Origin of the sequence: Salmonella sp. SA14318 (assembly GCF_029866905.1) — a bacterium.
GTDB classification, from domain to species: Bacteria; Pseudomonadota; Gammaproteobacteria; order Enterobacterales; family Enterobacteriaceae; genus Salmonella; species Salmonella enterica.
On sequence record NZ_CP123282.1, the window covers coordinates 4,091,498 to 4,114,571 of the forward strand.

Here is a 23,074-nt window from a genome sequence, read left to right on the forward strand (position 1 = left end):
AAATTGTGATATGCCGGATAGGACGCTTAAGCATCGCTATCCGGCAGAAGGTTTTAATACGCGGAAGGTTTATTTGTAGAAATCAGGTTTTGAGGGTAATTCAACAATCTCGGTATTCCCTGTTTCCTGAGACTTCACGCAGGCATCAGCGGTAACCGCAGCCAGATAACCATCCCATGACGTTGGGCCTGCCGGCGGCAATCCTGCGTTCAGGCGATCGAAGAAATCCTGGAACTCAATGTCGTAGGCATCAATAAAGCGCTGTTTCCAGTCAACCAGGATGTCGGTGCTATACTTCGCCGCTTTCCGTACCGCGGCGCTGGCGACGGTTGGCAGCTCCGCCATTCCTTTCTCGCCGGTAACATCGCAGTGAATGTCGTAGCCATACTGGCAGTTCACAAATACTTCAACCACAATATTGATGCCGGAAGTGGTTTCCATTACAACCAGCTGCGGATCACGCAGAGTGGTCACCAGGCTGGACTGGCGCGGGAAGTAAACCTTAACGGTTTTATAATCTTCGTTTAGCAGCCAGTGCATAACGTCAATTTCATGAATCAATGTTTCATAGATAGCCTGTGGCGTTTTGTATTCTGGCACCGTGCTGGCATTGTAATGACGTCCATGAACCATTAATGGCTGACCGATTTCGCCGCTGTCGATAATATTTTTCAGCTGAACGTAACCTTTGTCGTAGCGGCGCATAAAACCAATCTGCACCATGCGCTTACCATTTTTCTGCTCTGCTTCAATCACACGCTGACAATCCGCAGCCGTCACCGCTAACGGTTTTTCGCAGAAAACATATTTGTTAGCATTTAGCGCGGCAACGGCCACATCGGCATGCGCCTCATTTGATGCGGTAATGATGACCACTTCAACGTCTTTATCATTAATCAGATCGTGATAGTCATTATAATCTTTGGCTTCGATCGCATACTTATCCAGCGCCGCCTGCGCCCTACCCGCGACGATATCACATACGGCAACAACCTCTACACCCGACACGGTGTTGGCCAGACGTCTTAAGTGATCGGAGCCGATCATGCCGATACCTACAATACCTGCTTTTAAAGTCATTTTCTGTTTCCTTTTCAATTAAAGATAATTTTTCAGTAACTCATCAATATGCTTTTTACCTTTTTGCGCATATTCCAATGGGTTATATTTCTTAGGATCCTGCTCGGCCTCAACAACAATCCAGCCAGAATATTGATGCCCGACCAGATAAGCTAATACGGATTTAAAATCAATATTTCCATCGCCGGGGACGGTAAACACACCATCAAGGAAAGAATTGAGGAATGATTTCTTCGCGAGGCGACATGCTTTGAGTTTTTCATTACGCACATCTTTAAAATGAACGTGTTTAATACGATCAAAATGTTTACTCAGTAGCGGCATGACATCGCCGTCAGAAACATATATATGCCCGGTATCAAACAGCAGATGTACAAATTGCGGATCGGTATTCTCCATGAGTCGATCCACTTCTGGCAGAGTCTGCACACCGGTACCCATATGATGATGGAAAGCGAGCTTCAGCCCGTGCGCATTGGCAATCTTCCCAAGCGCATTAAGTCCTTCGCATAAAAGCTGCCATTCGCTGTCGCTGAAGTTAGGCTTCTCTGTATAAACGCACTTATCGATAATACCTTGAATACTATAAGTTTGTTCAGAAACAACGGCGACATATGCATGTATTGCCTGCAAATAAGCACAATGCTGTTCAAAAGCATTCATCGCAGATGCAATACCGTCGCGAATAATAAAGGAAGAAAACCACTGGCCTGGTATTTCCAGTCCGCGAAGCATTAACTCTTTATTTAACTCAGCAGGATCCTGCGGATAACAACCGCCAACTTCCGTCCCGGAAAAACCGGTGAGCGCGGCATCACTAAGTATTTGTTTATATGTATTTTCTTTACCAATCTCAGGAATATCATCATTGCGCCAACCGATAGGCGCAATCCCCAACTTAATGCTCTTTTTTACATTGTACATGTTGCTGGCTCCCACTTAATGAAACGCTTTTACTGCATACCGCGATGCAAATTAACCTTTGATGGACAACATATTACTTTTTGTAGCCTGAAAAACTTTATCTATCCTGGTTGAAGAAGTGGGATAAATGCGTCAGGTATCACAAAAAAATCATCACTCTTTAATGATATTGCCAGACTTTTCGCGCTATAGATAAACGCATAAAATATACCGACAAATAAAAATGGCCGCAGTATTGCGACCATTCTCATGACGATTAAATTTTAGCAAGAATTAATATTCAAATAATAAATAATTAGCTTTACGATAGTCCTTGCGATATTGACCGGGCGTTTTCCCCACTTTATTTTTGAAGTAATTCTGAAAATGACTAAGGTTGCTAAAGCCAACACGATAGGCAATAGAGGTGATCTTTTCGCGCCCGCCTTCATCCGTGGTTAGTAACGATTGCGCCTCCCCCAGCCTACGTTTTATCAGGTAATCCATCGGTGAATAACCATAGCGGCGTTTAAATTCATGGGAAACATAATAAGGACTGACATTAAATTTCGTCGCCAGTGTATCCAGCCGAATTGGCTCATAGAAATTGCGATCAATATAGGATTTTATTGAATCAAGTAAATTTTCATGGCGCTGTATGGCATCGTTACCTGTGCGTAATAAGACATTTCCCTCAATGTATTTGAGTACTACCTGGGTCAATAGCTGCGCCATTGCTGGCCCTTCTACCGCATGCTGATTAATAACGGTAAACACGGAGCTCATCAGTTTTTCCACCGTCGCATAATGGTGATACAGTGGAATAACCGGCACAATATCATCCGGTATTAGCGCATTCTCACGTAGACCCGGACACGAAATATTGTTAATCCCACAACAAATAGTGCCAATTGGTCGCCCGCTTTCCAGATACTCATCATGCACCACCTGGCTGTTATAAATGACCAGGTCGCCTTTACGAACCGGGTAGATGCGATCGCCAATGAAATACTCCCCGTCTCCTTCGGTGATAAGAATCAGTTCAACGGTCTGTGGGTGCATATGCATGAACCGGACAAACGGACCATTGCTCTCACTGACCTGACTCACATACGCCAACTGGGGCTGAGCCTTATTCTCTCGTTCTGAAGGACAGAAGCACAAGCGCATGATTTACCCTCCAATATCCGAAACTGTGGTGCCGAAACACCCCTGAAATTTGAATTTTTATACCACACCAAATGAAACAAAAATGCTATATAGATCATAATTTTTTCCAAATCTTTCCTCATCACAACAAACAACCATTGATACCACACCAAATAAAAGCAATAAAAATCAATAAGTTAATTAGAATTTTGGTTTCTTGCTGCACATAACCTCGTATAAAAATCAGTCGTCAAATTTTCAAAATAAAATTTCATAAAAATAAATTTGAAATTTTTAATCCTAAAATTTACATTGAATACGGTATGCGTTTTAGGCTGAAGATAACCAGGCTTTCCTGTGACCGCTCAGTCAGAACGTCGTCAACATCGGTTTAAGAGGATAAAAAAGAGATGGAAACAGTCGGCAATTTTATTCATGGTAAAACGACACTGAGCAGCAGCGGCGAGACGCTACCGGTGACTAATCCGGCCACCGGTAAAGTAATTCGTCAGGTCACCCAGAGCACCCGAGAGGAGATGCTGGCGGCAATTCAAAGCGCACATGAGGCTTTTCCGGCATGGAGTAAAATGACTCCGCTACGCCGGGCACGTATCCTTTTTGAATTCAAAGTATTACTGGAAAAGCATCGGGACGAACTGGCGGCGCTGATCGTCAGCGAGCATGGCAAGGTCTGGTCAGATGCGCTTGGCGAACTGACGCGCGGCATAGAGGTTGTCGAATTTGCCTGCGGGATCCCGCACCTCAGCAAAGGAGAGTACTCCTTTAACGTCGGCTCAGGCGTTGACAGCTTTTCATTAATGCAGCCGCTTGGGGTTGTGGCAGGCATCACACCGTTTAACTTCCCGGCAATGGTGCCTATGTGGATGTTCCCGGTTGCTCTGGCTTGCGGCAATACCTTCGTCCTGAAGCCGCCCGCACTGGTGCCGTCCGCATCGTTACGTATGGCGCAGCTTCTACAGGAGGCTGGCCTGCCGGACGGCGTGTTTAACGTTGTTCACTGTGGCAATGAGGCGGCTAGCCTGTTGACCAGCGACCCTCGCGTACAGGCCGTCAGCTTTGTCGGTTCCTCCGCCGTCGCGGAACATATCTATACCACCGCCAGCGCCCATGGCAAACGCGTACAGGCCTTCGGGGCCGCCAAAAATCACGCAATCGTCATGCCGGATGCAGACCTGGACGCCACCGTCAACGCCATTATGGGCGGAGCATTTGGTTCCGCGGGCGAACGCTGTATGGCGCTGCCGGTAGTAGTCGCGGTGGGCGATGAAACGGCGGACCGTCTGATCGAACGCCTGAAACCGCTGATTGCGGCGCTACGTATCGGCCCGGGAGAGCTGCGCGGCAAAGATGAAAATGAAATGGGCCCGGTTGTTTCACGTGCTCATCAACAGAAAGTGTTGGGTTACATCGACAAAGGGGTTAGCGAGGGAGCAACTCTGGTCATGGATGGCCGTAACTATAGCGTGGCGGGATATCCTGAAGGCTTTTATGTCGGCGGCACTCTGTTTGATAACGTCACGCCTGAGATGACCATCTGGCGTGAAGAAATTTTTGGCCCGGTTCTCGGAATTGTGCGCGTCCCGGATTATGCCACCGCCATTAGCACGGTAAACTCCCATGAATTCGGCAACGGCAGCGTGATTTTCACCACCAACGGTCACTATGCGCGCGAATTCGCCCAGTCGGTTGAAGCCGGGATGGTCGGTATTAATATTCCAGTTCCGGTTCCGATGGCATTTCACTCTTTTGGCGGCTGGAAGCGCTCGGTGTTTGGCGCCCTGAACGTCCATGGGCCGGATGGCGTGCGCTTCTATACCCGGATGAAAACCGTTACCTCGCGTTGGCCGAACGGACAGCAGATCGTATCGGAGTTCAGTATGCCGACTCTCGGTTAATACGCTTTCAGGAAGGAGAAGATTATGGCCAACTTGCTGAGTACCTGTACCTCTGAGTCGGGAAATATCCAACACATTTCCCCTCAAAATGCAGGCTGGGAGTATGTCGGTTTTGATGTCTGGCAGTTGAAGGCTGGAGAGTCGATAACCCTGCCGTCCGATGAGCGTGAACGCTGTCTGGTGCTGGTTGCCGGGCTGGCCAGCGTTAAGGCCGCCGACAGTTTTTTCTATCGGATTGGTCAGCGCATGAGTCCGTTTGAACGCATTCCGGCTTATTCGGTTTACCTCCCCCATCATACGGAGGCGAAAGTGACAGCCGAAACCGACCTTGAGCTGGCCGTATGCAGCGCGCCGGGATTCGGAGAGCTTCCGGTACGTCTGATCTCGCCACAAGAGGTCGGGGTAGAGCATCGGGGAAAAGGGCGCAATCAGCGCCTGGTGCATAACATCCTTCCTGATAGCCAGCTCGCCGACAGCCTGCTAGTCGTTGAAGTGTACACTAATGAAGGCGATACCAGCTCCTGGCCCGCGCACAAGCACGATACGGCAGTTGAAGGCCAGGAGACCTATCTGGAAGAGACGTACTATCACCGTTTCAATCCACCTCAGGGATTCTGCTTACAGCGCGTCTACACCGACGATCGCAGCCTGGATGAATGTATGGCGGTCTATAACCGGGATGTAGTGAAAGTACCTAAAGGCTACCACCCGGTTGCCACCATCGCGGGTTACGATAACTACTATCTGAACGTGATGGCCGGCCCGCTACGAAAATGGCGTTTCACCTGGGAAGAGAACCACGCGTGGATTAACTCACCAGACTACCCGCGATAACACTTCGTTGAGTGGTACTTTGCCAGCCGTCCTCTGCGGCTGGCTTTTTTATTCAACTCTGCGCCACACACGCTCATAAGATCGCTATCCACCTTCTCTTAAATTATTCCCTGTTTTGTATATAGCGTATTTACGGCACGGCCCCCACCAGGAATACGCAATAAAATAATGATGCAGAAGAAGACTTACCCTATTTGCCGATATTATTATGGATCAAGTAGTTACGTAGAGGTGGTAAACACTGGGGAGGTTTCAACAGGGTATATCCTGTGCGCACTCGCTGGAGGGAGTAAAGGTTGTGTAACCAGCGGAGAATATCTCTGGATATTCTCCGCTAATATTGGAGAGGTATCAGGCTATTACATCGCGACGTTTCCCCTGAATTTCCCGCAGCTTGTTCTCGGCCAGCCGTTCAATTTCTGTTAGCGGCACCCCTTTTGTTTCCGGCACATAACGAGAAATAAAGACATAGCAGACCAAATTAAAGACGACAAAAATCCACATCGAGAAAGCGCCGCCGAAGGTCTCCTGCAGCCAGGCGTTATCATTTATGACCGGGAACAACAGTGAGATGAGGAAGTTGGCTATCCACATCAGGCTCACCGCCAGCCCCATCCCAAAACCTTTTATCTTTTCAGGGAAAACCTCAGAAATCAGTACCCATGCGCCAACGCTCCAGCTGACGGCAAACAGCAGCATAAAAAACAGGATGCCAAAGATGGTAATGTAGCCTGTATCGTGGGTGTACAAACCGTATGACGCGATCAACAGGCCGACAATTGAGCCGATGGTACCAATTTTCATAATCGGTATACGGCCATAGCGGTCGAACAGGATCATGCCGATAAAACTGCCCACCACATTACATACCGCGATAAAAATGGTCTGGAACATAACCACTTCGGTACTGCTGTTCTGCAACACCAGCGGCGCATAATAGTTCATTACGTTAACGCCTGTGAACTGTTGCAAAACGGCGATACAGCATCCAACCAACAGAATATAGCGGAGCACCGGCGAGCTTTTCAGGTTGGTGCGTTCTCCCCCGGCGACGTTGTCCTGTGGACGTACGGTTTCTTTCATGCTGTCAAAAATAGCGGCCACATCTGTGGCCGTTAATCCACTGTAGATCCGGGTAAGCACCTTTATCGAACGGGCTTCGCTGCGGTTGTTACGGGCGCACCATGCCGGTGATTCGGGTAGGAAAAGCGTAATCGCTAACATCGCAATGGAGGGTACCACTTGGGCAAAAAGCATAGTCTTCCAGCCCTGGGAAACCAGCACATCAGCAGGCATTCCTTTTGCTATCAGATAGTTGACTATAAACACGATAACCTGGCCAGATACCACGGAGATATTGTAAATGCCCAGCGCTTTGCCGCGAATTTCAGCAGGCGCCAGTTCAGACATATACATGGTGGATGCCGTTCCGGCCATCCCAACCGCAAAACCACACACAATGCGGGAAAGGGAGAAGATCATGAACGATTCACTCATCGCCGCCCCGAAGGAAGAAGCGATAAAAATGATCGCAATGATCAGAAGCGCAGGTTTACGCCCCAGTTTATCGGCAATTTTTCCACCGACCAGCGCGCCGATGATACAACCAATCACGATACTGGAAACGGCCCATCCGGTCTCGGTTGGCGTCAGTTGGTAATACTGCTGTAAAGGCAATACCACCCCGGTAATCACCGCCGTTGAATAACCAAACATCAATCCAGCCAGCGCCGCAATACAACACAGGACGTACACATAGGCCGAATTGTACTTACTTCTCTGAGACATAATCCCTCCCTTGCCTGTTGAGGAAACAACACACCAATGAAATTTTTCATTTTATTTTTGCATTCATTAGAAGAAAAATTCCATGCAAAAGATCACGAAATGGAGATGTTCCAGGAAAGAACAAAAAGTACGGCCCCTGACAAATTGAGTTCAGGCACTGTCACGAAAGCAATAAAATTAAGTAAATTCATCAAGATACAGGAGAGCACTGCGCAAAACGCAGCATCTTAACGATAAAAAACGCCAGGATTATGAAATTCGAAATGTGATACCCATAACAAAACATAAGTTTCATTATTGATCGTTTTGAAATTAAAACATAGGTTGTGAAACGAGAGTTCTCAATAGCTATAAGATCGTCGGCAGAGCTACGGCAATGACCGACATAAGATGAATTTGTCTATTTGTTCACTAAATTCAAACAGATAGATGAAGTTTATTCTGGAGATAATCTACCTATGTCCACATCAGATAGTTGTTATAATACGGGTTACATATTACGCATCTGCGCGATTGCCGCACTGGGCGGAATATTATTTGGCTACGATACTGCTGTTATTTCAGGTGCGATTGGTTCACTGACCAGCTACTTTCATCTATCTCCTGCTGAGACCGGCTGGGCGGTTTCCTGCGTTGTGGTGGGGTGCGTTATTGGTTCGTTTAGCGCCGGATATTTATCCAAACGTTTTGGACGCAAGAAATCATTGATGGTTTCAGCGCTGTTATTCACTATTTCCGCAGTGGGCACCTCCCTCTCCTACACGTTCACCCATTTTGTGATTTATCGCATTATCGGTGGACTGGCAGTCGGCCTGGCGGCAACAGTATCACCGATGTATATGTCTGAAGTCTCACCGAAAAACATGCGCGGCAGAGCATTAAGTATGCAGCAGTTCGCTATCGTTTTCGGTCAGATTCTGATCTTCTACGTTAACTACAAAATAGCATCGATTGCAGCGGATACCTGGCTCATTGAACTTGGCTGGCGCTATATGTTTGCTGCGGGTATTATTCCCTGCATTTTGTTCTGTATTTTAGTCTTTTTAATCCCGGAATCTCCCCGCTGGATGATGATGATTGGTCGCGAGGAGGAGACGCTAAAAATACTGACCAAAATATCCAACGAAGAACATGCCAGACATCTTCTTGCCGATATAAAAACCTCACTGCAAAACGACCAACTAAACGCCCATCAAAAACTCAATTACCGCGACGGGAACGTGCGTTTCATCCTGATTCTGGGCTGCATGATCGCTATGCTGCAACAGGTAACAGGGGTTAACGTCATGATGTATTACGCGCCAATCGTCCTTAAGGATGTGACCGGTAGCGCCCAGGAGGCCCTGTTCCAGACAATCTGGATCGGCGTGATTCAGCTTATCGGTTCCATTATTGGCGCAATGATTATGGATAAGATGGGGCGTTTGTCGCTGATGCGTAAAGGCACTATTGGCAGCATCATCGGCTTGTTGCTCACCTCATGGGCGCTGTACAGCCAGGCAACCGGTTATTTCGCGCTATTCGGTATGCTGTTCTTTATGATTTTCTACGCGCTTTCCTGGGGCGTGGGCGCATGGGTGCTTATTTCTGAAATATTCCCTAACCGGATGAGGTCGCAGGGAATGAGTATTTCGGTCGGATTTATGTGGATGGCAAACTTTTTAGTTTCGCAATTCTTCCCGATGATTAATGAAAACCCGTATTTACTTTCGCATTTCCACGGCGCATTTCCAATGTGGATATTCGCCATCTGCTGCATCTTCAGTTACTTCTTTATCTGCCGTTACCTGCCGGAAACAAAAGGCATTTCGCTGGAGAAAATGGAGAGCGTAGTGTTAGCAAAACGCAGAAAAAAACTGCAGCCAATTCAAACCGAACGTTATTCTGATTAAGTTTCACCACAATGCCGATGATCGCTAAATACGATCATCGGCTTGTTTTTTTACTCCGTCGCCAGCGCCAGTGAAACCGCTAACGTTTGCGCCAGACACATGGACGCGACCTGAGAACGGAAACCATCGACCTGCGCTTCACGTACCACAAAACAGACTTCACTGAACGCTGCCAGCGGGCTGACCTGGCTATCGGTTATCGCAATATGGTGCGCACCGCGTTTCGCGCCAAGCTCGACTAATTCCACCACTTCCTGCGCGTAAGGCGAGTAGCTGATGGCAATAACAACATCGTCAGGGCTGACCATACTTAGCTGTTCAGAGAACATTCCGCCAATACCGTCAATTAAAAATGCCCGTCTCTCCAGATGACGCAATGCGTAGGTTAAATAACTGGCCACGCTAAACGAACGACGTAATCCAATCACATAAATATTGTCGGCTTTCGCTAACAGATTGACCGCCGCATCCAACTGCTCATTTTTAATCTGCACCGGTAATTGTTGTAATACCTGTGCATTCACCATTGAAAATAGCTTCAGAATTTCACCCGGCTTTTCCGGGGTAGGTTCCCCTTCATCCGCATTTTTCTGTCTGAACAGACGCGCCCGCTCGGTATAGCTTACTGTTTCCTCCATCAGGTGCTGGCGAAATACCTGTTTCATTTCATTAAATCCGCTAAAACCAAACGCATTAGCAAAACGAATCAGTGTCGAAGGGGGAACATCGGCATGTTGCGCGATGGAAGCGACCGTGTCAAAAGCAACGCTATTACTGTTATCCAGAATATACTGAGCAACTTGTTTAAGACGTTTGCTAAGGCTGTCATAGCGACTGCGGATATCATCCTGCAGTAAGGAAAGTTGAGTTTGATGTTTAGACATGCATGATACTCTAATAGAACGAAAATTTCGTAAATAACCATATTAGCACAAATGAACTGAACATACAGTTAACAACATTCAAATTGCGCTGTGGTTACCTTCAGTACAGAATTTGCTGGCGGGCTGGGTTCTGAGCAATCTGAATCTGACCGCATAAATGCGACAGGATCAGCATTGTTATGACTGGACGATGCCCGCAGCCAGGCGGCATCGCAAACGTTGAAAGGCAGAAGATGACGTTTATAAATCACGAAACCTTCATCTGTTATTGCGAACTGGCTCTTTTCGTCCCGCATACGGCAACTGGCGGAACACTCTTAGTGTATTACACTGATTACTTTAAGGATATGCGTCTACTCTTTTTCAATACTGAGCGGCAAATGATTTTTTCAGTATTGCTTTAACGTCTCCCGGCGAGCGGAATGCGCTTTCGATGGCAAGATGCCCCCATATAAAACAGCCAGCCACAAAGCTGGCTGACCGCATAGTCATTTAATACGCTGTTACGTTCTGAGCTTTTTTCGCCAGCCCATCCAGCAATTTCTGATGGATGCCGCCGAAACCGCCGTTGCTCATCACCAGGATGTGATCGCCAGGCTGTGCGGTTTTCACCACCATTTCCGCCAGCGTATCGACATCGCCACTCCAGTGAGCAGGCTGTACGCAGGCTTCGGCGACCTCCGCCACTTGCCACGGAATATGCGGCGGCTGCAGCAGGAACACTTCATCCGCACGCCCTAACGACGGTGCCAGGTCATCCTTGCATAACCCCATCTTCATCGTGTTAGAGCGCGGCTCCAGCACTGCGATAATGCGCGCGGTGCCGCCCACTTTACCGCGCAACGCCGCCAGCGTGGCCAGAATTGCCGTCGGATGGTGAGCAAAATCGTCATACACCGTCACGCCGTTCGCTTCACCGCGCAGTTCCAGACGGCGGCGGGCGTTAATAAATGACCCCAACGCGCTGGCCGCTTCTGCGGGCGCGACGCCCACGTGGCGCGCGGCGGCAATCGCCATCAGACCGTTGTGCATGTTATGTTCGCCGACCAGGCCCCATTTCACATCGCCGACTTTTTCGCCGTCCAGCCACACTTCCCACTCGGAAGCATCCGTAGTCAGCTTCTTCGCCTGCCAGTGTCCCTGCTCGCCCACCAGCTCCTGCTCGCTCCAGCAGCCCAGCGCCATGGTCTGTTTCAGGTTGATGTCGTTTTCCGGCCAGATGATGCGCCCCTGCCCCGGCACGATGCGCACCAGATGGTGGAACTGCTTCTGGATCGCTTTCAGATCGTCGAAGATGTCGGCATGATCAAACTCAAGGTTGTTGAGGATCAGCGTCCGCGGGCAGTAATGCACAAATTTAGAACGTTTATCAAAGAACGCGCAGTCGTACTCATCCGCTTCGATAACAAAGAACGGGCTCTCGCCCAGGCGCGCGGAAACCTCAAAGTTGCCCGGTACGCCGCCGATCACGAAGCCCGGTTTGTACCCGCACGCTTCCAGTATCCAGGTCGCCATGCCTGCGGTCGTGGTTTTGCCGTGGGTACCGGCGACCGCCAGTACCCAGCGATCGCGCAACACAAAGTCGTGCAGCCACTGTGGACCAGACATAAAGGGAATGTTTTTTTCCAGCACCGCTTCCACGCACGGATTCCCGCGCGTCATCGCATTGCCGATAATCACCAGATCCGGCTGCGGATCGAGCTGGCTGGCGTCATAACCCTGGATCAGATCAATGCCTTGCTTCTCAAGTAAGGTACTCATCGGCGGATACACATTGGCGTCCGAACCCGTTACTTCATGACCAAGCGAGCGAGCCAGCATCGCCAGCCCCCCCATGAAAGTGCCACAAATTCCCAAAATATGAATGCGCATACGTCACTATCCTTTTTTTATCTGCGAGCCATTTTACGCACATGTCAGGCAAGTGAGAAACGCATTTCAGGTAAATCTGTACTTTGCTGGCGCGATTCACCTGAGCGCATCATCTGAAATGTTTGTTAAGATTGTTACGGTCGCTTTACTCCAATCAATTGCAGGGAAAGTGTTATGAAAACGTTAGGTGAATTTATTGTCGAAAAGCAGCACGAGTTCTCTCAGGCTACCGGTGAGCTCACTGCTTTGCTGTCGGCAATAAAATTGGGCGCCAAGATCATCCACCGCGATATCAACAAGGCCGGTCTGGTCGATATCCTGGGTGCCAGCGGTGCTGAGAACGTACAGGGCGAGGTTCAGCAGAAACTCGATCTGTTCGCGAACGAGAAACTGAAAGCTGCACTAAAAGCGCGCGATATTGTAGCGGGCATCGCATCGGAAGAAGAGGACGAAATTGTCGTCTTTGAAGGCTGCGAACACGCGAAATATGTGGTGCTGATGGACCCTCTGGATGGCTCTTCTAACATCGACGTTAACGTCTCTGTCGGTACGATTTTCTCGATTTATCGCCGCGTGACGCCTGTCGGCACGCCGGTCACCGAAGAAGATTTCCTGCAACCCGGCAACAAACAGGTCGCTGCGGGATATGTCGTGTATGGCTCGTCCACCATGCTGGTTTACACCACCGGCTGCGGCGTACACGCTTTCACCTACGATCCGTCGTTGGGCGTGTTCTGTCTGTGCCAGGAACGTATGCGTTTCCCGGAAAAGGGTAAAACCTACTCCATTAACGAAGGCAACTACATTAAGTTCCCGAATGGCGTGAAGAAGTACATCAAATTCTGCCAGGAAGAGGATAGTTCAACAAGTCGCCCTTATACCTCACGTTACATTGGCTCTCTGGTGGCCGATTTCCACCGCAACCTGCTGAAAGGCGGCATCTATCTCTACCCCAGCACCGCCAGCCATCCGCAGGGAAAACTGCGTCTGCTGTATGAATGCAACCCGATGGCGTTCCTCGCGGAACAGGCCGGCGGCAAAGCAAGCGATGGTAAAGAACGTATTCTGGATATCATTCCGGAAAGCCTGCACCAGCGCCGCTCGTTCTTCGTTGGCAACCGCCATATGGTTGACGATGTGGAACGCTTTATCCGCGAATACCCGGACGCGTAATCTTTACCACCATGCGGAATAACGCATGAAGCCGCCATTGGGCAATAACATGTCCGATGGCGGCGTTGCCTTATCAGGCCCGTGATTTTTTCGGTTCTTAACCTTTGTCGTTTATGCTCCGCAACGACGCGCCAGATGAGGCGGAAACGAAAACAAGCGAAGACTTTCGGCGTGAGTTGGCTATAATACTCGCCACTTGTTTGTCATAAATTCAAAGGAAACAGACATGAGCTTACTCAACGTCCCGGCGGGTAAAGAACTGCCGGAAGATATCTACGTCGTTATCGAGATCCCGGCTAACGCAGATCCGATCAAATACGAAGTTGACAAAGAGAGCGGCGCGCTGTTCGTTGACCGCTTCATGTCCACCGCGATGTTCTATCCGTGCAACTACGGTTACATCAACCATACCCTGTCTCTGGACGGCGACCCGGTAGACGTTCTGGTCCCGACGCCGTACCCGCTGCAGCCAGGCGCCGTCATCCGTTGCCGTCCGGTTGGCGTACTGAAAATGACCGACGAATCCGGTGAAGATGCGAAACTGGTTGCCGTACCGCACACCAAACTGAGCAAAGAGTACGATCACATTAAAGATGTGAACGATCTGCCGGAACTGCTGAAAGCGCAGATCACTCATTTCTTCGAGCATTATAAAGATCTCGAAAAAGGCAAATGGGTGAAAGTTGACGGTTGGGACAACGCCGAAGCGGCTAAAGCGGAAATCGTTGCCTCCTTCGAGCGCGCAGCGAAGAAATAAGTTCGCTTTTACATAATCGTCAAGATAAAGGCTCTCATAGTAATGAGGGCCTTTTTATTGGCTAATGAATAGAACACAATTTTTATCATTATTAGTTTAACATTCACGGAATGAATAAGACTCTACCTTATTTTTTATTAAAAAGGGTTGAATACGCTCACGGTTTCTCTAAAAAGCTTAAGATAATAATTGTTTTGTGAATGCCCGCAGACTCCTCTGGACTTACGCCCTAAATATTAGCAAGCGCTAAATTCTTATTTAGTGCATAAGCCCGATTACCTTTTTAATAAGGTATCCTAAGCTCTCCCTACCAATAACCGTATTTTTAATCCAACATAACATCCGCTCAAAACACACTTTTTAATATATTTTTAAGGGCTGCCATAATTATTTACTATTTTAAGAGATTATGATGAAAAATGATATATTAATTACCGGTGGACATATCATCGATCCCGCTCGTAATATTAATGAGATTAACAATTTACGCATCATTAACGATATTATCGTTGATGCCGATAAATATCCTGTAACTTCGGAGACCCGGATTATCCATGCCGACGGCATGATCGTCACTCCCGGTCTTATCGATTATCACGCGCATGTTTTTTATGACGCGACGGAAGGCGGCGTCAGGCCTGATATGTACATGCCGCCGAATGGCGTCACCACCGTCGTGGATGCAGGTTCTGCCGGTACGGCAAACTTTGATGCCTTCTACCGAACGGTGATTTGCGCCAGCAAAGTTCGAATCAAAGCGTTTCTGACCGTGTCGCCGCCGGGCCAAACCTGGTCACAAGAAAATTATGATCCTGACAATATTGATGAAAATAAGATCCACGCGCTGTTTCGTCAGTATCGCAACGTTCTTCAGGGATTAAAACTCAAGGTTCAGACTGAGGACATTGCTGAATATGGCTTAAAACCGCTGACTGAATCCCTTCGTATTGCCAACGATTTAAAGTGTCCCGTGGCAATACACTCGACTCATCCCGTCGTTCCCATGAAAGAACTTGTCTCCTTGCTACGCCGCGGCGATATTATCGCTCATGCGTTTCACGGCAAAGGTAGCACCATTCTTACTGATGAAGGCGCTGTCTTAGCCGAAGTCCGTCAGGCAAGGGAAAGAGGCGTTATATTTGATGCCGCCAATGGTCGCAGCCATTTTTCAATGAACACGGCACGCCGGGCCATCGCCAATGGCTTTCTTCCGGATATCATCAGTAGCGATCTCTCAACCATCACTAAACTCGCCTGGCCTGTTTACGCCTTACCATGGATTTTATCGAAATATTTAGCACTCGGCGTCGCGCTTACCGATGTCATTAACGCCTGTACCCATACCCCAGCAGTTTTAATGGGTATGGCAGCAGAAATTGGTACGCTGGCCCCTGGGGCATTTGCCGATATCGCCATCTTTAAATTAAAAAACAGGCATGTTGAATTTGCCGATATTCATGGTGAAACGCTCACGGGGACGCATGTGCTGGTACCACAAATGACCATAAAATCCGGTGAGATATTATTTCGTCAAATTGATTTTGGCGCGCGGCCAAACGGAGTTGAAAAATGACCTCAATGCAAAAATGGCTACGGATCGGCGCGACATTAATGTTCGGCCTTTTTGTTGCTTATCTTGACCGTTCTAATCTTTCCGTTACGTTACCTACGATTACACACGACCTGAATATTGATGGCGCAACGGCCAGCATTGTATTAACCATATTTCTTATTGGCTATGCCTTTTCAAATATTTTTGGCGGCGTATTTACCCAGCGATACGATCCGAAAAAAATAGTCATTCTGATGGTGCTAATCTGGTCGATTGCGACCGTTTTTGTCGGATTTACCTCGTCAGTGTACGTTATTTTGATTTGTCGGCTGGTGCTTGGCATTACCGAAGGCATTTATTGGCCGCAGCAGTCCCGCTTCGCCAGCGACTGGTTTTCAGACAAAGAACGGACGCAGGCGAACAGCATTATCCAGTATTATGGACAGTTCCTGGCATTAGGCCTGGGATTTATGATTTTGTCTCCGCTGGATGCTGCCTTCGGTTGGCGAAATGTTTTTATTATCACTGGTGTGATCGGCATTGTTGTTGTGGTTCCACTTTATATAACAATGCTAAAAAAACAGGAAGAAGCGCCTTATTATCGTGCGCCGGCGCCAACAGAGAAAACTAAACTTACCCTGGAATCGCTGGGCGGAACCCCCTTCCTACTCCTTATTTTTACCTACATCACTCAAGGGATGTTGTTCTGGGGAATTACGTTATGGATCCCCATGGTTGTCAATTCTCTCGGCTATACCGGATTCAGTAAAGCATTGGTCAGTTCTCTGCCTTATCTGACTGCGGTTATACTGGCAATCCCTATCTCATGGATCAGTGATAAGACACAAAAACGTGTACTTATTGCTTCACTGGGCCTACTAATCCCCGGCGTGATGTTATTTCTCCTGCCATTTGTCGATGCGCCAGGCTTTAAAATCACGCTCATTACCCTGGCGATGGGCTATTATGCCGCCAGCTTTACCCCCAATATCTGGTCGATTATCCAGTCGAACGTTAAACCCCATGCGATTGGCCCAGCCTCCGGTATTATTAATGGCATCGGCGCCGGCGGCGGCGGTACGCTGGCAGGCCTAATGGTCGGCTATTTTTACCGGACAACCGGCAGCTATATGCAGGGATTTATGGTTCTCGGATGCATTGTTATCCTGGGCGGCGCGTCATTATTGATCTACGGCAGAATAAGAGCTCACCATGCCCGGCGCTAGCGTCATCAGCCAGAATGTAAAAAAACAACGCCACCCGAGGGTGGCGTGTTCAGTTCAGGGCTGGTTTCTGTCTAACCAGTCACCGCTTTCAATCAGAGTTAACCCATCAACAGGACGTTGATATACATACATCCATGCGCTGCCGTAAGGCGTCTGGATTAACTGGCGTGCGTATTCACCGCCCCTGGTGCGCAAAGCATCAAGTTCGGCCAGCGTGGCGTTATCAATTCGATAAACTTCACCGTATACCGCTCCGTTTCCCGGAACTGCGCCTGGATAGTGGCCCAGACTATACAACTGGTAGTTATCGATACGGTAATCGCCAAGCAATTGGGCATTGGTCATCCAGTGACTGTTGCCTTGTTTCTGTCGTAAACTGCCATAGACAAATATTCGCATTGCTAAAACTCAAACTGATAGAGCAAATCAAGTGCCTGATCTACGCCAGACACTGCTTCCAGATATAGCTTAGGCATCAGGCGATAACGTAACGTGAGCGTCGCCAGAGAGTCAAATATCCCTACACCATACTTCACCTGTAGACCCGGCAGTACATAGCCGCTGACCACAACCTGGGACGAATCGCCCACCCCTTGCGTGTCCAGCGCCAGATTACTTACACCGAATGTCTCTCCGATTTTACCCACAACCTGACCACTTTGCGCAACCCCCAGGCCAATAAGCATGGAAGTCATTGCTGCGCTATCACTCTGATTGCTGTCCAACCCCTGCCCACGCAGCAGATAAGAAAGCGCTTCAGCCTGCGGCATCGCCGGATCGGAGAAGATTTCCGCTTTGGGTTCATCAGCAGTGCCTGTGACGCGCACGCCCGCAATGACATCGTCTTCGGTGGCGTCAGGGTTACGGATCGCTTCGATATTGAGCAGCGGCTGATCCGGCGGGCCGGAGAACAGCAGCTCGCCTTTACGGACAAGCAGGTCCTGGCCGTAGGCGCGGAATCGGCCGTCAGGAATATTGATTTGACCATTCAGCCCCAGCCCCTGCTTATCCTGCGCGACTTTCAAATCGCCGGTCAAACGCGCTTTAAGCCCGAAGGCGTCGATGCGCACGTTGTTGCCGACGTGGACCGTCAGATTACTGTTGATGGGAATAGACGCTGTCTGCGGCGTTTCTGGTTGCAGGTCATTGTTGAGCATAACCACATCGCTGGAGACGCCGACCGCGCTCTCCGGCAGGTCGTGCACCACAATTCGCGCCCACGGAACGTCCACACGCCCATCCAACGTGAACAGCGAAGGCGTCGCGTCAAAGACCACATCCGGCGAGACATCCAGGCGCACCATCGGCGGAACGGTAATCCGCACCCGGCTGCCTTTCGCCGTCACCCGCGCGCGCCAGTTGTCAATCTGACTCCAGTCGGCGTTGCCGTTCAGGTTAATTTGCCCTTGTTGTGTTCGCACGATACCGGCGAGCGTCGAACGCGTCCCGCTAAAGTTCATGGTGAGCTGGCTCGGCTGCATCTCAAACGGCATAAAGTTACCGTCAATATCCAGCGCGCTAAGCTGCAACTGACCAAACAACTGCGGGCTTTGCACATCGCCGCCCAGACGTAGCCTGGCGTTTAACATTCCCGCCGCTTTTTCGCCGCGCGAAAAGACAGGGTTGACCATCGCCAGATTGAGATTGCGCATGTTGACGTTACCGCCGAGATTGCGCCGCCCCTGAGGATCGGTTACCTGCACCTGGCCATCGAATTGACCATTGTTCGTCAGGCGAATCAGCCATCCCAGCTCGGCGCGATTATTGTGCAGATCGGCGCTGAGGTTCAGCGTCTCAAACGCGACCGGTAACGGCGCGTCATTGACGGTCTGCGTGACCTTCACATTACGACCGGAAAGCGTGACCTTCCCCTGCGGCAATCCCTCCTGGGTGGTGTCCCACGACACGTCCGCTTTCCCGCTAAAGATCCCGCTGGCCTGAGTGGTATCAGGCATAAATGGCTTCAGCATCGCCAGATCAAAGCGGTTGAGATTGACCACCGCCCGTCCTGCGGCGCCCGCATCAATGGTTTGCGGGATGCACAGCTCGGCGTTCGGGTTCAGCCAACAATGCGGCCCGATACTAATTTTCTGTTCTTTATTACGGTAGTCCAGCGCAATCGCGCGGGTCAACGACCATGGCCCCACTGGCGTCTGGAAACGGGTGTCGCTTAACGTCCCTTTCCAGCGCGCCGCCTCGCGATCAAAACTGCCTGTCAGGGAGAGTTGACCGGATACCGGTTCTCCCTGAACACGGAGCTGTAGCTGATGCTGCTTCTCGCTGCCTTTGGCGTCAAGCGTCACCAGATTGATGTTAACGTCGGGCTGCGAAATCCGCTCTACGCGAACGTTGAGATGGCCCGCTATCTGATCGGTGGATTTAATATCGCCCTCAATGCGCGCCTGGGCGACAGACAGCTCCTGCCAGCGCAAGCCGCGGGCGGTGATATCCGCCAACAACTGCGGCGCTTCTACCGTACCGCGGACTTTAACGATTCCTTTTGCCATGCCGCCCAGTCCTGGCAGCGCATTATCCAGCCCTGGCGCATCGATGGCGGCGTCAAGATTCAACTCCTTAACGCCAAGCTCGCCTTTTATATCGGCGCTGTTTGGGCCCAGCGCAAGGTGCAGCCCCGGGATCGTCCACTGCATGTAGCTGTTGCCCTTTAGCGTCCCGTTGACGTTAACGCTGTTCTGCTTCACATTGCCGGTCAGCTTGAGCTCCGGAACATCCATCTGCCAGGTGCCGCCGTAGAGGCTGCCTTTGGTTTTCATGACGCCGTTAAGCTTCGCGGGCCAATCCGGGATCTCTTTAGCGGTATTGATGCCATTCAGCGTCAGTTCGCCACGCCAGCTAATCGCCTGCTGCCAGTCCACCAGCGCTTTCAGTTCGGTTTTTCCCTCCAGAGCGGCGACGGTGAGTTTATCGAGATTAATCTGCCGCTCATTCCCTTTAGCATCCAGCGTAATGGTCGCCGGCGGAATATCTTGTCCTTTCACGGCGGTTCGCATCGACAACGTATAGTCGGTCATCTTACCGCTCAGTTTGAGCTTCAGATCGTCAGCCTGAAACTGGGTATCACCCGTCAATGGCCAGGCAATGCGTTGGCTGACGACTTCAAGATTGAGCGGTAAACCGGCCTCCGCCAGCCGCGTCTGGGCGCGAAGCGCGACATCCATCGGCCCGGAAAGGTTCACCCCGACCTCCAGTTGTTCGCGTAGCGCGCCGCCGACCTTGAGTTTTATCTTTTCACCCTTTAGCGGATCGATATTCAGCGTACTGTTGAGCGTAATATCAACCGGCCAGTTATTGGCGAGCTGCGCCGTACCGGAGGCTTTCACCGTGCCCTGGTTGGCGTCGATATCCAGAGTATCCAGCTTCATATTACCGTCGATACTGCTGACTTTAAGCAGCATCGTGCGCACCGTCAGATCGGTATCGCCGGTGATGCGTAGCTGCTCGCCGCGAAATGACTCGATATTCAGATTGAGCGGCAGGTGAACATCAGTCATCTCCGGCATTACTGGTTTTGCAAACAGATCTTTTAGCGTTTCGCCAAGCGGCTTTTCATCCGGTTGAGGTTTCTCGATTTTGGGTTCAACCACCTCTTCCTGCGCCACGTCAGCGACCTTCGGCAGCGCGATCAGCAATCCCTGAAGCCGCGTCGGTTTCAGGGTCAGGTTTTTCTCCTGCCATGCCAGCCCGGAGGTAAAATCCAGCACCGAAACGGTAGTGTCATCAATCTTGATATTGATGTTATTCAACGCCACGCGCGACAGCGTGATGGGCCAGGGCGTGGAGAGGTTCAGCGGTCCGCTTTCTTCCTCTTCTTGCGCCGGTTCGGAAGGCGGCATTTTTTTGCTGTCGATAGCGACATTAATGTCTTTTAGCGCCAGATCATTGACGCACAGGCTACTGCGCCACAGGCAATCAAGCCCGACGGCCAGATGAATTTCGCCCGCATTTACCGCAACGCCCGGCTGCTCATAGCGGATATTTTTTAACGATAAGTCCCGCCAGCCGCCGGTGACCTGCCCAATCTCCAGCCCCGGCACCCAGCGGTTCGCCGCACTGAATACCAGATGCAGCCCCGTCGTCGTCCCGACCAGAAACGCAACGCTCGCCAGTAACACCACAATGAAAATCAACACGCCGAGGCTTATTTTCTTCCATAAACTCATAATTCAGGCCCCAGACCGATATAAAACTGTAAACCGTGTTCGTCTTTGTCGCCGACCGGTACGGCAAAATCGAGTTTGATAGGCCCAACCGGCGACGCCCAGCGCACGCCGACCCCGGTCCCGGTTTTGAAATCGCTACGGCGAATATCACTCACCGCCTCGCCGCTATCGACAAACACTGCCCCCCACCATTTGCCGGTGACGTTATACTGGTACTCCAGCGATCCGGTTGCCAGTTTTGAGGCGCCTTTAAGATTGCCGTCGCTATCTTTAGGCGAAATAGATTTGTATTTATAGCCGCGAATACTGCGGTCGCCCCCGGCGAAGAAACGTAAATCCGGCGGAACTTTGTCGAAATCACCGGTTTCTATCCAGCCCAAATTGGCGCGCATCACAAAACGGTGGCGATCGTACAAAGTCCGAATCCAGACGTTTTGCGCCTGCAGCACGGAGAAATCCACGTCGGAGCCCCAGGCCGTATTCGAATAGTCTACTGAATAGCGCTGCGAATCGCCCCAGGTTGGCATCAGTCCCCCTCGCGAGCGGGTTCGGCTGATCATCACGCCCGGGTAGAACAGCATGGTGGTATTGGTGACGTTCCCCTGGGTAAAGTGGTCGAAACTCCAGCGCAGGTTAATCGCCCGCTGCCAACCGCTGGAAAGGTCCCAGTAACGCGAAACAGCAAGCGTGGTCGAGTCCTGCTCCGTATCATTCAAATCGGTCCGTTTAAAACCGCCCTGTACCAGATAGTATTGCTCCAGCGGGTTTTTCAGCAGCGGCATTTTATAACTAAAATCCAGCACCTGTTCCGGCGCAGATATACTGGTGCTGGTGGTCAGACTATGACCGTAAGAGTTCATCCACGGTTTTTTCCACGACGCTTTCACGCGCGGCCCGACGTCGGTGGAGTACCCCACCCCGGTTTCAATCGTATTTTCGGTTCGCGGCGATACCACGCCTTTTAACGGCAGAATTTTTGTTTTACGCGATTTCTCAAATTCCGGCGCCACCACGACAGAATTAAACCATCCGGTAGCGGAAAGTCGGCGGTTTAGTTCCGCCAAATCTTTCGACTCGTACTCATCGCCCTCTTTAAACGGCAACAGATTTTGTAAATATTCATCACGAATCTGCGAACCTTCGAAGGTGACAGGTCCGAAGCGATAGCGCTCACCGCTATCATAATCAATATCCCAAAACGCCTGATGACGGCCCAGAGCAATTCCCAACTGACTTTTAACGAATTCGCTGTCGAAATAGCCTTTACGTAGCGACACGCTGGTTAACGACTTTTTAAAATTGTCATAGTCTCCCTGGTTCAGCACCGTGCCGATTGCCGGACGCGTTTTCAGTAAGGCCAGATAATCTTTGTCCGTGCGCGCGCCGCCGCGTAAAATGACTTCTGTACCGCCAATCAACACCGGCTGGCCGGGCGTAACCCTGGCGATTAATACCTGCCGTCCTTTCGCAGGCGGTGGAAGCAAGTCGAATTTGATAGTGGGTTCGTAATAGCCTAACGCTTTAAGCCCTTCGCGAATCGCATCATCAACTCGGGCGCGAAAGCGCCGATCCGGCGTCACCTCATCGCTCTGAATCGTAGAGAGCTGTGCGCGAACGTTTTTTTCCAGCTCTCCGGATAGCCCTTCGACTTTCAGACGAACATTTGCGGCTACCGCAGAACTGCTCAGGCACAGTAAGCTAACCCAACATAACTGACGGATATGTGGCACATTTTCTCCTGAATATCCCCTATTCCCACCCCTGGAAAAAATCACACTACCGCTCCGCGGCTTAACATAAAATCAACAATTGCGATTGAAAAGCAGACGACTGCCCAAATATTTCTTATGGTTAAATCCAGATACAT

General features: G+C 50.2%; 16 protein-coding genes and 1 pseudogene. 8 read left to right on the forward strand and 9 right to left on the reverse strand.

The features are described from left to right. Positions 1–69: 69 nt before the first annotated feature. From iolG1 to reiD, 3 genes are all read right to left on the reverse strand, one after another. The gene (iolG1, locus tag QEN32_RS19510; protein ID WP_000172704.1) at positions 70–1,080 is read right to left on the reverse strand and encodes an inositol 2-dehydrogenase IolG1; all 1,011 of its coding nucleotides are present in this window, start codon (positions 1,078–1,080) and stop codon (positions 70–72) included. Positions 1,081–1,098: 18 nt separating this feature from the next. Then, positions 1,099–2,019: a myo-inosose-2 dehydratase gene (gene iolE / locus QEN32_RS19515; RefSeq protein ID WP_012601329.1), complete on the reverse strand. Its 921-nt coding sequence runs from the start codon at positions 2,017–2,019 to the stop codon at positions 1,099–1,101. A 258-nt stretch (positions 2,020–2,277) separates the two neighbouring features. Then, positions 2,278–3,102, reverse strand: a complete 825-nt coding sequence (gene reiD, locus QEN32_RS19520; RefSeq protein WP_000332219.1) for a myo-inositol utilization transcriptional regulator ReiD — start codon at positions 3,100–3,102, stop codon at positions 2,278–2,280. A gap of 122 nt (positions 3,103–3,224) precedes the next feature. Here reiD and QEN32_RS19525 point away from each other — a divergent pair. From QEN32_RS19525 to iolB, 3 genes and pseudogenes are all read left to right on the forward strand, one after another. Beyond that, positions 3,225–3,527: pseudogene (locus QEN32_RS19525) on the forward strand (hypothetical protein). Positions 3,528–3,542: 15 nt separating this feature from the next. Beyond that, a complete protein-coding gene (gene iolA, locus QEN32_RS19530) occupies positions 3,543–5,048 on the forward strand; it encodes a malonate-semialdehyde dehydrogenase IolA (protein WP_000450729.1) in 1,506 nt (501 codons plus the stop codon). Positions 5,049–5,072: 24 nt separating this feature from the next. Continuing rightward, a complete protein-coding gene (iolB, locus tag QEN32_RS19535; protein ID WP_000002010.1) occupies positions 5,073–5,882 on the forward strand; it encodes a 5-deoxy-glucuronate isomerase in 810 nt (269 codons plus the stop codon). 351 nt (positions 5,883–6,233) lie between these two features. Here iolB and iolT2 read toward each other — a convergent pair whose 3' ends face one another. Next, positions 6,234–7,670, reverse strand: a complete 1,437-nt coding sequence (gene iolT2 / locus QEN32_RS19540; protein WP_265322042.1) for a myo-inositol import MFS transporter IolT2 — start codon at positions 7,668–7,670, stop codon at positions 6,234–6,236. Positions 7,671–8,128: 458 nt separating this feature from the next. Here iolT2 and iolT1 point away from each other — a divergent pair, with 458 nt between their 5' ends. Then, positions 8,129–9,562 (forward strand): myo-inositol import MFS transporter IolT1, encoded by a 1,434-nt coding sequence (gene iolT1, locus QEN32_RS19545; RefSeq protein ID WP_000107709.1) that lies wholly within the window; start codon positions 8,129–8,131, stop codon positions 9,560–9,562. A gap of 50 nt (positions 9,563–9,612) precedes the next feature. Here the strand turns inward: iolT1 and iolR are convergent, their stop codons facing one another. Together iolR and mpl are read right to left on the reverse strand one after the other, a co-directional pair. Continuing rightward, the gene (gene iolR, locus QEN32_RS19550; protein WP_000033840.1) at positions 9,613–10,446 is read right to left on the reverse strand and encodes a myo-inositol utilization transcriptional regulator IolR; all 834 of its coding nucleotides are present in this window, start codon (positions 10,444–10,446) and stop codon (positions 9,613–9,615) included. Positions 10,447–10,938: 492 nt separating this feature from the next. Continuing rightward, a complete protein-coding gene (mpl, locus tag QEN32_RS19555; RefSeq protein WP_001219833.1) occupies positions 10,939–12,318 on the reverse strand; it encodes a UDP-N-acetylmuramate:L-alanyl-gamma-D-glutamyl-meso-diaminopimelate ligase in 1,380 nt (459 codons plus the stop codon). Between the two features lie 174 nt (positions 12,319–12,492). On the opposite strand from mpl, the gene fbp reads away from it, so the two are divergent. From fbp to QEN32_RS19575, 4 genes are all read left to right on the forward strand, one after another. After that, positions 12,493–13,491 (forward strand): class 1 fructose-bisphosphatase, encoded by a 999-nt coding sequence (gene fbp, locus QEN32_RS19560; RefSeq protein ID WP_000853764.1) that lies wholly within the window; start codon positions 12,493–12,495, stop codon positions 13,489–13,491. 226 nt (positions 13,492–13,717) lie between these two features. Next, complete coding sequence (ppa, locus tag QEN32_RS19565; RefSeq protein ID WP_000055079.1) at positions 13,718–14,248, forward strand: inorganic diphosphatase; 531 nt, start codon at positions 13,718–13,720, stop codon at positions 14,246–14,248. A 409-nt stretch (positions 14,249–14,657) separates the two neighbouring features. After that, entirely contained in the window at positions 14,658–15,821 is a 1,164-nt protein-coding gene (locus QEN32_RS19570; RefSeq protein WP_079954622.1) for a metallo-dependent hydrolase, read from the forward strand. Then, positions 15,818–17,026, forward strand: a complete 1,209-nt coding sequence (locus tag QEN32_RS19575; protein WP_000203131.1) for an MFS transporter — start codon at positions 15,818–15,820, stop codon at positions 17,024–17,026. Before QEN32_RS19570 ends, QEN32_RS19575 begins: the two co-directional genes overlap by 4 nt. A gap of 54 nt (positions 17,027–17,080) precedes the next feature. Here QEN32_RS19575 and QEN32_RS19580 read toward each other — a convergent pair whose 3' ends face one another. Genes QEN32_RS19580 through tamA form a run of 3 tightly spaced genes read right to left on the reverse strand, consistent with a single transcriptional unit; the run spans position 17,081 to position 22,937 of the window. After that, positions 17,081–17,425: a gamma-glutamylcyclotransferase gene (locus tag QEN32_RS19580; protein WP_001219167.1), complete on the reverse strand. Its 345-nt coding sequence runs from the start codon at positions 17,423–17,425 to the stop codon at positions 17,081–17,083. A gap of 2 nt (positions 17,426–17,427) precedes the next feature. Continuing rightward, positions 17,428–21,207, reverse strand: a complete 3,780-nt coding sequence (gene tamB / locus QEN32_RS19585) for an autotransporter assembly complex protein TamB (RefSeq protein ID WP_000060822.1) — start codon at positions 21,205–21,207, stop codon at positions 17,428–17,430. Beyond that, a complete protein-coding gene (gene tamA / locus QEN32_RS19590) occupies positions 21,204–22,937 on the reverse strand; it encodes an autotransporter assembly complex protein TamA (protein ID WP_001120235.1) in 1,734 nt (577 codons plus the stop codon). The genes tamB and tamA overlap by 4 nt, the downstream gene beginning before the upstream one ends. Positions 22,938–23,074 lie beyond the last annotated feature (137 nt).

Coding starts and splice junctions, on each gene's coding strand:
- QEN32_RS19570 (WP_079954622.1), top strand. CDS start 14,658: ATGATGAAAAATGATATATTAATTACCGGTGGACATATCATCGATCCC.
- iolR (WP_000033840.1), bottom strand. CDS start 10,446: ATGTCTAAACATCAAACTCAACTTTCCTTACTGCAGGATGATATCCGC.
- ppa (WP_000055079.1), top strand. CDS start 13,718: ATGAGCTTACTCAACGTCCCGGCGGGTAAAGAACTGCCGGAAGATATC.
- iolA (WP_000450729.1), top strand. CDS start 3,543: ATGGAAACAGTCGGCAATTTTATTCATGGTAAAACGACACTGAGCAGC.
- iolT1 (WP_000107709.1), top strand. CDS start 8,129: ATGTCCACATCAGATAGTTGTTATAATACGGGTTACATATTACGCATC.
- iolT2 (WP_265322042.1), bottom strand. CDS start 7,670: ATGTCTCAGAGAAGTAAGTACAATTCGGCCTATGTGTACGTCCTGTGT.
- mpl (WP_001219833.1), bottom strand. CDS start 12,318: ATGCGCATTCATATTTTGGGAATTTGTGGCACTTTCATGGGGGGGCTG.
- QEN32_RS19580 (WP_001219167.1), bottom strand. CDS start 17,425: ATGCGAATATTTGTCTATGGCAGTTTACGACAGAAACAAGGCAACAGT.
- fbp (WP_000853764.1), top strand. CDS start 12,493: ATGAAAACGTTAGGTGAATTTATTGTCGAAAAGCAGCACGAGTTCTCT.
- QEN32_RS19575 (WP_000203131.1), top strand. CDS start 15,818: ATGACCTCAATGCAAAAATGGCTACGGATCGGCGCGACATTAATGTTC.
- iolB (WP_000002010.1), top strand. CDS start 5,073: ATGGCCAACTTGCTGAGTACCTGTACCTCTGAGTCGGGAAATATCCAA.
- tamB (WP_000060822.1), bottom strand. CDS start 21,207: ATGAGTTTATGGAAGAAAATAAGCCTCGGCGTGTTGATTTTCATTGTG.
- iolG1 (WP_000172704.1), bottom strand. CDS start 1,080: ATGACTTTAAAAGCAGGTATTGTAGGTATCGGCATGATCGGCTCCGAT.